We start from the raw sequence: 11,879 nt of genomic DNA on the forward strand, positions 1-11,879 counted from the left end.
TCGCTAAAGACCACAGGCACGCCAACAGTTGTTAACCCTTCGAGAAGGCGGAGGTGCACGGAGTCGATGGCTAGTTTCACCAACAACCTGGGCAACTCCGTGACGGTCAACCTCGATCGCCCCGACTTCGCCCGAACCTCTGGCGCATCCGCAACGGAGCGGAGCATCTGCGGATCTGGACAGCGGTTCCGTCTCGAGCGCTGCCCACGCCGGCTCGGGGTCGCCGTGGGAGCTCTTCCACGGTGCGCGTCCGGTCATCATGTCCGTCCGGTGCACGCTGGCGAAGTGCGTCCGGTCAGCCGGTCCGGCCTTCGAGCCCGCCGTGGCGGTGGTTGTCAGAGGGGTCGGACGTTGTCGGCCTGGGGTCCTTTCTGGCCCTGGGTGACGTCGAACTCGACCTTCTGGCCTTCGTTGAGTTCGCGGTAGCCGCTAGTGGCGATGGCGGAGTGGTGGACGAACACGTCGGCGCCGCCGCCGTCTTGCGCGATGAAGCCGAATCCTTTTTCCGAGTTGAACCACTTCACGGTGCCGGTTGCCATGTGCTTACTCCCTAATGCTCTGAACGGGCGGTGATCGGCCGTCTCAAGAGACAGTACTGTGTCCCGATCGGCCCCCGCGCGGCGGCTCACGACACGCGGGCAGGTCGGGGTTGCTGCATGAGTGGCTGGGCCGGTCGGTCATGCTTGACTCATGATGAGTCGGACAGGCGCCGCTGCCTATCTCGAGGACGAACTGGCCGCGCCGGAGATGTCCGGATCCGATCGGCTCCATCTCGTCCAGGCGCCGCTGGTTCCTGAGATCCGCCTCCACCTGGCGGAGGATGCCGTCGTGTGGTGGGCCCGGATGGAGGCCGAGATGGGTGCGGCGTTGACCGCCCCGTTCTGGGCCACCGCGTGGCCAGGCGGTCAGGCGTTGGCACGTTACCTGCTCGATCATCCGGCGACGGTGACCGGCAGGCGGGTCCTGGACGTGGCGTCAGGGTCGGGGCTGGTGGCCATCGCCGCAGGGCTGGCCGGCGCAGCGACGGTAACGGCCAACGACGTCGATCCGTACGCCCTGGCCGCGATCACGCTGAACGCGAAGGCCAACGGCGTGACGGTTACCCCGTGCCCGAACGACCTGCTTGATGACGATGGCGGCGACGCCGACGTGGTACTCGCTGGCGACGTCTTCTACAACGAGGCGATCGCGCAGCGGATGTGGCCGTTCCTCCGCCGCGCCGCCGCGCGCGGTGTCCTGGTGCTCGTCGGCGACCCTGGACGCGGACACCTGCCCGCCGATCGTCTGACGACCGTTGCCAGCTATACGCCCGCCCCGACCGACGCCCCGACGGAGCCACAGATCAGCCGGATCAGCGTGCTTCGACCGCGATAAACCGAGGCGCGGACGAACGTCCGAAGACTGCGCCGACCGTGAGGAGACTCGTACCGAAGCTCACCTCCGGTCGCCTATCCAAGCGGATGTCGTAGGTTGACGAGGCGAGCGAGGTAGGCACCTTAGTGTTGCCCCAGCGGGGCGTGAGTGGGCCCTTGGCTGCCTCGCGCCGTGCTGACACGGATACAGGAACATCGCACTCGACAGCACGTCCGGGCGCCCAGCCCCCGTCTGGACCGGCCAGCACCCGCGTGAGATCCGTGGCGCTGACTGGGCGACGAGACGAAGCCTCCATGTTGGAGAGTCGGCGGCCGCCCCGGTGCGCTGGGCGATCGATGGTGACGCTGACACGGTCGTGGTCGGTCACGACGGCGAGACTTGGGACATCGCGATCCTGATACCGATAGAGACGGTCGAGAGCATCGTCGCAGAGGTCGATGCGCGGAACTGGTAGACCATTCGGACGTTACGGGCGTCCGGCCATTGGATCTTGATTTACGCTCCTTGTCGCCGTGCTCATCCGCGGGCGGGCCAGGGCAGGCATGGCAGCGCTATTGACCTTCTCGGCGGCTCGAACTAATTCTCCAGCCCGGGATCGTTATGTAGATGTGGGTTGATGTTCGGGCCGGTCGCGGTGGCGGGGGCTTGTTCCACGCCCTATGTCATCGTGCTCCGGATCGGCGGGGTCAGTGCTTGCGACGGGGGAACAGCCGGGCGATCTTCCGCTGGCCGGCGGTCAGAAAATCGGCGATGTCGACGACTACGGCTGGGTCGACGTGCTGCGGCGGCTCGTACCCGGCGGGTGTGGACGGGCCTTCGCCACGAAAGAACATGTGATCGTCGGCGTCGTAGACGCGGATCGTGACGTCGCGCCGGTGAGCGAGGCCCGCCTGCCATCGGGCGAGGTCGTCGACCACGGTCACCTGGTAGTCGCGGGCGCCCTGCAGGATGAGCATCGGCTTGTCCAGCGCCGCGGCTGTCGCGACCTGGTCGTAGTCGCGCAGGTCCAGCCAGTAGGAAGCCGGCCAGCCGTACAGCAGGTCGGTTGTCGGTGTGGCGAGTGACAGCTCGGGGCTGCCGACCAGGGCGGCCTGTCGGGTGATCAGCTCGACGGCGGCTTGCATGTCTGGGCCGGGATTCAGGGTGGCCAGGTAGCGGGCGACGCGCACAGCGGCCTGGCTCAGCGGCACGGTGTCACCGGCCAGGATCAGCATGCCTGCGACGGACGCCTCGGCGGCCGCTACCCTTGGGGCGGCAGTGGCGCCCATGCTGTGGCCGAGCACGAACACGCGCGCGGGGTCGATACCCGGCTGCCGTTGGAGCAGCCGGACCGCGTCCAGCGCGTGCGGCACGTACTCCTCGGCCATCGTGAAACCCGGCTTGGTGACCACATCACTGTTGACGAAGGTCACCTTGTCGAAGCGGGCCACTGCCACACCACGGCTGGCTAATCCCCATGCCAGGTCCTTGAGCGGCTTGTTCGCTCCGCTGGTCTCGTCCCGGTCGAACGGTCCGCCGCCGCTGAGCAGAACCACACCCGGCCACGGGCCTCGTCCACGGGGAAGGGTCAGCGTGCCGGGAACCGCGAGTGCGCCGGAGCCGACGGTGACCTCATGCTCGATCAACCTTTTCGGGTTGGCATAACCCGGAGGCTCCCAGGACATGGCAGCCGGCGGCGCGAGCCGCAGGCCGTGCATCATGCCGGCGTCGTCAACTGACATGACCACCATGAGTCCGCCACGTACGCAGGTCACCGGGACGCTCACCCGGACCAACCCGGTCTTGCCCGGCTCGCTGGTTGGCTGTCCAACAGCCGTGATCGCACCGACCCTGGAGATCTCTGTCACCCAGTTCGCCCGCAGCGTCTCGGCCGACACCACAGCGCGCAGCCGCGGGGCGAACAGCGCCTCGATGTCCACGAAGCGTCCCTCGCGCGCCATCCCGACCACCGTTGCGGCGACTGCTGCCGGGTCTGTCCCCACCGTCATCCCACACCCACCCTTTCTCTGATTTTGCGAACGGTAGCATGATCTGAGATCGTTGGGGAGTGGACACCTTGGAACTGCTGGGACATCCGGTGCGGCTACGGATCGTGCACGCCATGCGCGGCGGACGCACGCTAACTACAGCACAGCTGTGCACACGGCTGCCCGACGTCTCCAAAGCGATGGTTTACCGGCACGTCGACCTGCTGGCCGCCGGTGGAGTCCTGGAGGTGGCCGAGGAACGACGGGTACGCGGCGCGGTCGAGCGCCACTACCGGCTATGCCAGGACCGGGCCAGCATCGACCCCGGCACAGCCGCGTCGCTGACACCCGACGAGCACCGGCGCGCGTTCGCCACCGCCGTGGCCACCCTGGTCGCCGAGTTCAACGCCTACCTCGACCGGGAACACACCAACCCAGCCACCGACCCCGTCGGCTACCGGCAGCACGCCATTTGGCTCGATGGCGAGGAACTTAACTCCATGATCAAGGAACTGCGCGAGGCAATCGTCCCCCGACTGGCCAACCCACCCACACCCGATCGCACGCGATACCTGCTCAGCCCGATTCTCTTCCCCAGCGAACCACCCGCCGTCACCGACTGAGCCCCGGTTCCCAGCCGACAGCCTCCACCGCCCCGAGCTGAATCATCCCAGCCCTACCGCCTGCCGCAGCGATTGCGCCGACGCACACATCGACGATCGTTATCTAGACATTCGGCGATGGGTTGGGGCGGGCCCGGGCGGCGTGTCTACGGGCGTAGAGGCGGCCGCCACGTGATCATCAGCGAATTGTGGAGACCACTAAAGATCTTGTGGCGGCCGATGGTGACAGCGTAGCGGCCGAGGGCTGGCTGGGCGAGTTCGAGGCCGGGTTCGCCTACGTCGCGGGCCGGTTTAGTCGGGTGGAGCCGCGCCGGCAGGCGCGGGCGTTCCTGCTCGGCTTGTTGTCCGATGTGGACACCCGTTCGTGCTGGCAGCTGGCCGAACAGGCCGGGGACCGCACCCCGCACCGGATGCAGCGGCTGTTGGGTGAGGCGGTCTGGGACGCCGACGCGATGCGCGATGACGTGCGCCGGTACGTGGTCGACCAGCTGGGTGACGCCAGTGCGGTGCTGATCATCGACGACACCGGTGATCTTAAACGGGGATTGGCCAGCGTCGGGGTGCAACGGCAGTACACCGGCACGGCCGGACGGATCGAGAACGCCCAGGTGGCGGTGTTCCTGGCCTACGCGTCCCGGCACGGGTACACGTTCATCGATCGAGAGGTCTACCTGCCGCGGTGCTGGACCGACGACCCGCAGCGGTGCGCTGCTGCCGGGGTGCCGGAGCAGGTGCGGTTCGCCACGAAGATCACCCTGGCCCGGCGGATGCTGACTCGCGCCGCCGATACTGGTGTGCCGGCAGCGTGGGCCACCGCGGACGAGTTCTACGGCGGTGACCGGGGACTGCGGCGTGACCTGCAGGCCCGCGGCATGGGCTACGTGCTGGCCGTGGCCCGCAACCACCGGATCACCGCCTGCCCCGCCCTCGGGCCGCAACGCGCCGACCAGGTCGTCGCCGCCCTCAGCGGCCGGGCGTGGAACCGCTACAGCGTCGCCGACGGGGCCAAAGGACCGAGGGAATACGACCGGGCCTGGGTGGCCATCACCCCACCCGACGACGAGCAGATCGGGCACCACTGGCTGCTGGTGCGCCGCAGCCTGACCGATGGCGAGCTGGCCTTCTACCGCTGCTGGTCACCCCGACCCGTCGGCCTACCCACCCTGGTGCGCGTGGCCGGCACCCGCTGGTGCATCGAAACCTGCTTCCAGACCGGCAAGAACGCCACCGGACTGGACGAACATCAGGTCCGCCGCTGGGACTCCTGGTACCGGCACACCACGCTGGTCATGCTCGCCCACGCCATCCTCACCGTGATTGCCGCCCGGGAACGCGCCCGCGCTCACCCGACCGATCAGCAGCTGATCCCTTTGACCGTCAACGAAATCCGCCACCTGTTCGCCAAACTGATCAGCAGCACCGCGCACACCATCATCCACTGGCTGGCATGGTCCCGCTGGCGACGACTCCACCAAGCCAGAGCCAAGACCAGCCACTACCGCCGCCGAGACCAGGTCGAACATCAACCAACATAAACATAACGATCCCGGGCTGGAGAACTAACTCGGTAGTGCAGCTGTTGCAGAGGACGTCGCCAACGCGGTGATCGGTGGGAGCAGATTGGGAGCACGGGGTCGCTCGCAACGGCGCTGAACGGCTGCGAACGGCTGGCATCGGCTGCGAACGGTCCGGCCTGACCTGGGGGGGGCCTCGTATGGTTGCTGGTCACGGGCTCGGTGGGCGTTCGCTGACACAACTGCGCTCAACGTCCACGAACGGCGCTGAACTGCTTCGTATCGTTCGAGGTCACCCGCCTGATGATCGAGGTGTGTGAAAGGCGCGGTGGAGTCGATGCTGGTTACAGGTGGGAGCAAACTGGGAGCAGGATCTTGACCTCTTCCTGGTTGGAGAAGCGCTCTGCAGTTGACCGTGGCGCCGTAGCCCTCGTCGCACGGACATGTCGACGCTCGTTATGAACTGCTCCGCGACATGCTCGCCTTCCCGCTCCCAAGATCGCCAACAGGGCCTGCGGCGATGCTGGTGCCTGAGTCCTGATGGGCGGTGCTGTGTCAGTGCGACACGGGATGAGACCGATCTACGTCATCCTGGACAAGCTGTCCGCACACAAGGGCGGCGGCATCCGACACTGGGCGAAGAAACACAGGGTCGAGCTGTGTTTCACCCCGACTTATGCCTCGTGGGCGAACCCCATCGAGGCGCACTTCGGGCCGCTGCGGCAGTTCAGCATCGCCAACTCGAACTATCCCAACCACACGGTTCAGACCCGGGCCTTGCATACCTACCTGCGCTGGCGCAACGCCAACGCCCGCCATCGCGACGTCCTGGCCGCCGAACGCAAGGAACGCGCCCGCGTCCGCAGCGAGAAGGGTGTCCGCTGGGGCGGATACCCTTCTCGCCACCGCGACCTGACCAACCCGGCGAACTTGCGCGATCAGAGCACTAGCGGTCCGGGGGCGTCCTCGGCCGGCGTCAGTGTCGGGCCAACCGGTGCAAGGCGTCGAGTACGGGCGGCGCGAGCGTGTCCGGGTGGTCGGCGTCGTGCAGCAGATGGTCCACTCCCGGCAGCGTCACTCGGCCCGGTCCACCGGCATGCGCGTGAGGCAGGGCGTTCGTCAGGGCGTTCGTTGTGGCACAAGAGACCTGGGCGTCGTTCGCGCCGCACGTCAGGAGTACCTTGGTTCCCGGCCGGAGTGCGGCGGCGGTGTCTGGTGGGTAGACGGCGTCGTCGCTTTCCACGAACCGGGCGTTGGGGCCTTGGAATGCCTCGAAGAGCTGGGCGACCGCGGTGGGCAGGTCGGTGGCGTCGACCGGTCGCTGTTCGCGCAGGGAGGTGACGGCGGCATCGACGGCCGCGTTGACGGTGCGTTGCTGCTCCGGGGTGAACTGGCCCTGCCGGGTCGCTTCGGCGATCTGGGCTTTGAGTTGGAGCGCGACCAGGTCCAGCAGGCGGATCGACTGCGGTTGCGGCGACCGTCCTGCGAAGGGGCCATCCACGGGCCAGTAACCCGTGCCGCCAGCGGTCGCGAGCGCGCACCAGCGGTCACCAACGCACCGCCGCGAGCGGGCGAGCCATGCGTACGGTCCCGGAGATCATCACCCTCTAAAACTTGCGCTGCGGGCGGGCGCCTCAGGCCGTGCAGTTGACGATCGCTGAGGGTCGTCCTCCTTCGCGAATGGTTCCGGCCGCACGATCGCTGCCGCGCCGCTGCGCGGCTTGCCGCCGGCATCGCCCGGCCCTTGGAGTCGCTGGGAACGGCGACGAGGACCGGGCCGTGGCCGGCGAACGCGGCCGCACCTACCCACGCCGCCGATGGAAGATGAGGCCATGACGGCGAACGACGACTACCCCCAGGTCATCCTCGGCCCTAACGCCGGGCCAGAACTCACCTGGCAGAACCACGTTGTGCTGGACGCGGTACAGGCGTCCCTTGGCAACATTGGCTCGGACGTGCGCGGAATCGCCGTCCAGGCCGGGAAAGACAGGGTCACCTTTCATATCGCCCTCGCTCGACGCACAGAGCGAGCCGACGAGGACATCGCCGACATGCTCGCCGAGTTCGAAGCGCTGACTATGGGGGCGGTACGCGGTGAATTCTCGGTAGACACAACCGTCACGGTCGGAGACACGGGACCGCAATGGAGCGGCTACCCATGGCGGCGAATCTTCCTCGCCCACGAGTAGGCCGGGGCCCACCCCCAAACCCCGACAATCCTTCGAGATCGGTGAGGGTCGGTCACCCCGGCGGTCTTTTCATCTCAGGGTCGCGGGTCCGAATCTGCCCGCGAACCCCTAGCGCCACCGCCTCCGACGACTTGGCGAGCGCTTCCGTCTCAGGTCTGGTTCCCGATATCGCCCAGCGTCGCCGCCTCCGTAACGGTGGCATGCCCGGCGATCGCTGTACTGGTCGTCGTTGGCGGCTGACCTTCACTGCGGGTCGTGTTGCTGACCTCCTGTTGATCGGGATGTCGCAGGTTCACGCCGAGGCGAAAGAACACGGTTGCCCCGTAGATGCACCATGCAGGGAGACGCAGCATGAGGTTGTCGCTGAACTCTGAGATGGCCCACAGGGTGCTGCTAGCGCCAAACATGAGAAGGCTCAGGCCGGTGGCCCAGGCGGGAACACTACGGCGGTTTCTGAACCAACTCGGGCCGGGGAGTCGACCAGCCCGGATGGTGTAGACGCCAACGCCGAAGAACCCGGCGGCGGCCAATAGCATCAACGCACCCGTGATCACGCGCGTTGGCACATTCGATCGATGTCTTCGTCCACCATCCGGATGGTAGGCCCTTCAAGGAAGGAGACCAACGTCTGAGCCAGCCGCATCGGGGACCGGTTCGGAGAACTACGTCGTGATTCCGCATCGCCGCCCGCATCGACCACCACGACTCAAATCGCCAGCTGACAGCAGACGTGTCCGAAGACAACCTTGAACACCTGTGTTGCGCGCTGCTGGAGGGATTTTCGCGCTCCCACGGTCCATCGTGCGGGTTCCTCGCGTAACGCTCATGACCAGAACCTCACGCCGTAGATTGCAGGTATGGGCATTCGCTACCGGATGCGTTTCCAGCAGCACGTCGGCGTGATGGTCGGCTTGGTGCGCCGCGGTCCTCGGCCGCGCTGTCGACGCAGGACTCCGCTGCGGCGCCCGGCACCTGTTGCGCCGCCGCTATCGCCGACCTAGTACGGCAGTGACACTTCGCGATCTATGTGGCGAGTCTGCGTCGGTAGTGTGCTCGGCGGGCGCTGGCCTGGTGGTGTCGTCGCCAGTTTGACCAGTGCAGCAGGTGAGCATGCCGCGGGCGGGTCTGATGAGCAGGATGTTGAGCAGGCGGCGGATCTCGGACGCGGTCAGGGCGACCGGGCCGGGTTGCCGGGCGTAGCGGTGCGGGTCGGGGGTGGGTATTGGGGCGGCTGTCGCGGTGAGGGTGGCCAGGATCGCCAGGGCGAGCATGGTCAGGGTGACGAACCGGTGCCAGGGCTTCCAGCCGCGGACCTGGTATTGGTCCAGGGGTTTTGGTCGCGAAGGCCACCTCGGTAGGGACGCCCGCGGCGGTGCAACGCTCGTGATCCTGGCTCCAACAGGCGGGCAGGTAGAGCCGCCGGTCGATCAACGCCCGACCAACGGTGGAGGCGTAGGCCAGGAACACGGCGACCTGGCTGTTCTCGATCCGCTTTGCGGTGCCGGTGTACTGGCGCTGCACCCCAACCGAGCAGGTGCCCTTCTTCAGGAATCCGGTCTCGTCCGGGATCAGCACGCCGTCCGGGCGGCCCAGTGTCTGCACCACGAGATCACGCACGTCGTCGCGGATGCGGTCGGCGTCCCAACGCGCTCACTGACGTCTCCGCGTGAGGCCGCGCGCGGTCAGCGAGGGATCGGGAGGTTGCGGCCGTCGAGCTGGGTCAGCGTCATCAGGGTCAGCGCGTCGGTCCAACCCAGGGGCGCGACCGAGATCGCTATCCCGGACTGGTTGATCTGTTCGGGCAGCGCGCCGAGCGCCGTGCGCTTCCCGCCGAGCCAGGAGACCAACTGCTCGGACCGGTCGGCGCTGTGGTGCGCACTGGACCAGGCGAGTGCGAAGAACATCGTCTCGGGGGTCCACGACGTCAACCAGGTGTGGGCCGGGTCGTTGCCGGGAACGACTCCGCCGTTGGGGGTCAGCAGCGCATCGAACGTACTGTCGATGGCCGAGTCAACTGCAGCCGATCCCTGGTTGTACGGGGCGGTCATGAAGGTGACGGCGCTGTCGCGGCCATTGCCGTCGATGGTGCGGGAGTACCCGTTGGTGGCGAAGGTGGCGTCGATGCCGGCTTGGAGCCGCTGCGCGGCGGCCTCCCACCGCGCCGCGTCGGCACGGTCGTGCTGTTGCCGAGCCAAGGCGGCGGCGGCGTGCAGCCCGGACAGCCACGGCGCCGCGGTGCCGATGTTCGGCGCGGTGGTGGCGACCTCCCAGTAGTCCGGCGACGCGGGCGGCAGTCCCTGCGCGTTCAGTGAGCCGGCGGCAAGGTCGGCGGCGCGCCGCACGGCCGGAAAGAGCGCCGGCAGCAGCCGGTTGCGTTGGTCGCCGATGACCGCCTGCGCCCACTCCCAGACCGCCCATGGGAACCAGCCATCCGCGTCGAGCTGGAACTGCCGGCCGTCGGGCACCTGCGGCCCGGTCAGCAGGGTGCGTGCGTCCCAGGTGCCGTCGGCCTTCTGCGTCGAGGCGCTGAAGGTGAGGATCCGGTACGCGTCGGCACCGTGCCCGGTCGCCGCGAGCGCTACCGCCGCGAAACTGGCGTCGCGGGGCCAGTTGTACTTCCAGGCGCCGTACCAGGCCGCGGCGAGCGCGCCGTTCGGCTGCTCCAGCAGGTGCAGGTCGAGCAGAGCGCGGCTGGCCATGTCCCGCTGTTGCGCGGTCCTACCCGGGATCCGGCCCGAGCGCAGCCAGGACCGGTCGGCAGCGATCCGGGCGCGGGCGCCGGCGTCGTTCGCCGCGACGGTCACCGGGGCGGTGGCACCGGCGGGCAGGTAGCGCCAACGCCCGTCTGGGAGCACGAGCACATCGCTGTCGGGGACGTAGCTGCTGCCGTATGCCTGCTGCGGCGGGACGGCCACCGTGGTCTGGCCGTTGCCAAGCAGCCCGGCTGTGGTAACGCCGAGATCGGCGGCCGGGATGTGCTGGTAGCAGCTGTTGGCGGCGGCGCAGGCGTCCTCACCGGTCGGGTCGATGGCGAAGGCGGCGTGGAAGCTGGTGTAGGAGCCGACGTTGTACTCCTCCCAGCCGCCCCAGTACGACAGGTCATAGTTCCAGCTGGACAGGGCGTCGGGCAGACTGGTCTTGACGCCGTTCCAGATCACCTTGTCGGTGGTGTCGCTGGCCTCCAGCACGAGGAAGTACTGCTGCCCCGGGGTGACCGCCGTGTCGATTGGGAAGGTGACCCACCCGGAGCCCGCGCCACCCAGGGCGCTCAATTGCAGCGTGCTCTCGGCGAGCGTAGTGGACGGATCTTTGACGCTAGTGCGGACCTGGGCGTCGAGGGTACCGGTGTCGGAGTTGCTCACCAGGTACGCGCTGAGCGCGGTGAGCCGGGCGTCGGCCGTGGTAAATGCCTGTGCCGCCGCGTTATTCGGCGCGTTGATGAGGAAGAGCTGCGTCGAGCCGTCGAGCTGCCGGTCGTAGACCGCCTGGGCGTCCGCCCGCGCCGGGGCGGCCGCGAGCGACGCCAGGGTCAGGGCGCCGAGGACGGCGCCGAACAGCCGGCGCGGGACGCGTGCCATGGGTACCTCCAGCTGGAAGATCCAGATTGGTATAGGCATAGACCATTGACGCGAAGCCGTCAAGATCGGCGCAGCCAGCGCGGTCTCTCGACGTCGGCACCGGTCTCCTCCTTGGTCGAACCGCCGTCGCAGGCAGCGACTCTCCCAGTCCATGAGCTGTGGTGCAAGCAAGTCGCCATCGACCAAGCCACCGACACCTACCTCGACCCCGCCGCCGGCCGCATCACCCTCGCCGAATGGGTCTCGATCTGGGAGCAGGGCCACATCGCCGGTCCAGCCAAGCGCGCCGCATACGACAGCCACCTACGCAACCACATCCTGCCCCGCTTCGGCCGAATACCACTGACGCAGATCAACCGGCACGCCGTCAAAGTCTTCGTCAAACGCCTCAAGACCGACGTCATCATCGCCGAGCAAGCAGCCGACCTGCTAGACGCCGAGTGCGTCGAATAACATGCCTGCCCGGTCGGAGGACCTGGTGACAGATCAGTAACACGACCTGCGTGACATGCCGCCGAATGGTCATCGAGTTGACCTGCCCTGACAACGGAGTGAGGGGCGGCGCATTACCTTCCCGACGGGATGAATCGAGGCGGTACGGGAGTTGGGTGTGGCGACAGCGCGGTCCGATGAC

At 67.6% G+C, this 11,879-nt stretch carries 10 protein-coding genes and 2 pseudogenes; 6 read left to right on the top strand and 6 right to left on the bottom strand.

Annotated features, from left to right (window positions below):
* Positions 1–335 precede the first annotated feature (335 nt).
* Positions 336–539 (bottom strand): cold-shock protein, encoded by a 204-nt coding sequence (locus Raf01_RS48235; RefSeq protein WP_203924921.1) that lies wholly within the window; start codon positions 537–539, stop codon positions 336–338.
* 154 nt (positions 540–693) lie between these two features.
* Here Raf01_RS48235 and Raf01_RS48240 point away from each other — a divergent pair, with 154 nt between their 5' ends.
* Positions 694–1,374, top strand: coding sequence for a class I SAM-dependent methyltransferase (locus Raf01_RS48240; RefSeq protein ID WP_203924928.1), 681 nt, complete (start codon positions 694–696; stop codon positions 1,372–1,374).
* A gap of 686 nt (positions 1,375–2,060) precedes the next feature.
* On the opposite strand, the gene Raf01_RS48245 is transcribed toward Raf01_RS48240, so the two are convergent.
* A complete protein-coding gene (locus Raf01_RS48245; protein ID WP_203924922.1) occupies positions 2,061–3,362 on the bottom strand; it encodes an alpha/beta hydrolase in 1,302 nt (433 codons plus the stop codon).
* A 59-nt stretch (positions 3,363–3,421) separates the two neighbouring features.
* Here Raf01_RS48245 and Raf01_RS48250 point away from each other — a divergent pair, with 59 nt between their 5' ends.
* The 3 genes and pseudogenes from Raf01_RS48250 to Raf01_RS48260 form a co-directional block, all read left to right on the top strand.
* Complete coding sequence (locus Raf01_RS48250) at positions 3,422–3,964, top strand: helix-turn-helix domain-containing protein (RefSeq protein WP_203924923.1); 543 nt, start codon at positions 3,422–3,424, stop codon at positions 3,962–3,964.
* Between the two features lie 248 nt (positions 3,965–4,212).
* Positions 4,213–5,499: an IS701 family transposase gene (locus Raf01_RS48255; protein WP_203924929.1), complete on the top strand. Its 1,287-nt coding sequence runs from the start codon at positions 4,213–4,215 to the stop codon at positions 5,497–5,499.
* Positions 5,500–6,054: 555 nt separating this feature from the next.
* Positions 6,055–6,366 (top strand): annotated as a pseudogene (locus Raf01_RS48260) (transposase); the annotation flags it as partial.
* A gap of 88 nt (positions 6,367–6,454) precedes the next feature.
* Here Raf01_RS48260 and Raf01_RS48265 read toward each other — a convergent pair.
* Complete coding sequence (locus Raf01_RS48265) at positions 6,455–6,979, bottom strand: alpha/beta fold hydrolase (protein ID WP_203924930.1); 525 nt, start codon at positions 6,977–6,979, stop codon at positions 6,455–6,457.
* A 331-nt stretch (positions 6,980–7,310) separates the two neighbouring features.
* Between Raf01_RS48265 and Raf01_RS48270 the strand changes: the two genes are divergently transcribed.
* Positions 7,311–7,667, top strand: coding sequence for a MafI2 family immunity protein (locus Raf01_RS48270; protein WP_203924924.1), 357 nt, complete (start codon positions 7,311–7,313; stop codon positions 7,665–7,667).
* Between the two features lie 149 nt (positions 7,668–7,816).
* On the opposite strand, the gene Raf01_RS48275 is transcribed toward Raf01_RS48270, so the two are convergent.
* The 3 genes and pseudogenes from Raf01_RS48275 to Raf01_RS48285 all read right to left on the bottom strand — a co-directional run bounded on the left by Raf01_RS48275 (position 7,817) and on the right by Raf01_RS48285 (position 11,245).
* Entirely contained in the window at positions 7,817–8,221 is a 405-nt protein-coding gene (locus Raf01_RS48275; RefSeq protein ID WP_203924925.1) for a hypothetical protein, read from the bottom strand.
* A gap of 778 nt (positions 8,222–8,999) precedes the next feature.
* A pseudogene (locus tag Raf01_RS50425) lies at positions 9,000–9,314 on the bottom strand (transposase); the annotation flags it as partial.
* A gap of 35 nt (positions 9,315–9,349) precedes the next feature.
* Positions 9,350–11,245, bottom strand: a complete 1,896-nt coding sequence (locus Raf01_RS48285) for a glycoside hydrolase family 15 protein (RefSeq protein WP_203924926.1) — start codon at positions 11,243–11,245, stop codon at positions 9,350–9,352.
* A 111-nt stretch (positions 11,246–11,356) separates the two neighbouring features.
* Between Raf01_RS48285 and Raf01_RS48290 the strand changes: the two genes are divergently transcribed.
* Positions 11,357–11,698, top strand: coding sequence for a tyrosine-type recombinase/integrase (locus Raf01_RS48290; protein WP_203924927.1), 342 nt, complete (start codon positions 11,357–11,359; stop codon positions 11,696–11,698).
* Positions 11,699–11,879 lie beyond the last annotated feature (181 nt).

The sequence above is a fragment of the Rugosimonospora africana genome (assembly GCF_016862975.1).
Taxonomy (GTDB): Bacteria; Actinomycetota; Actinomycetes; order Mycobacteriales; family Micromonosporaceae; genus Rugosimonospora; species Rugosimonospora africana.

Coding starts and splice junctions, on each gene's coding strand:
- Raf01_RS48235 (WP_203924921.1), bottom strand. CDS start 539: ATGGCAACCGGCACCGTGAAGTGGTTCAACTCGGAAAAAGGATTCGGC.
- Raf01_RS48240 (WP_203924928.1), top strand. CDS start 694: ATGAGTCGGACAGGCGCCGCTGCCTATCTCGAGGACGAACTGGCCGCG.
- Raf01_RS48245 (WP_203924922.1), bottom strand. CDS start 3,362: ATGACGGTGGGGACAGACCCGGCAGCAGTCGCCGCAACGGTGGTCGGG.
- Raf01_RS48270 (WP_203924924.1), top strand. CDS start 7,311: ATGACGGCGAACGACGACTACCCCCAGGTCATCCTCGGCCCTAACGCC.
- Raf01_RS48285 (WP_203924926.1), bottom strand. CDS start 11,245: ATGGCACGCGTCCCGCGCCGGCTGTTCGGCGCCGTCCTCGGCGCCCTG.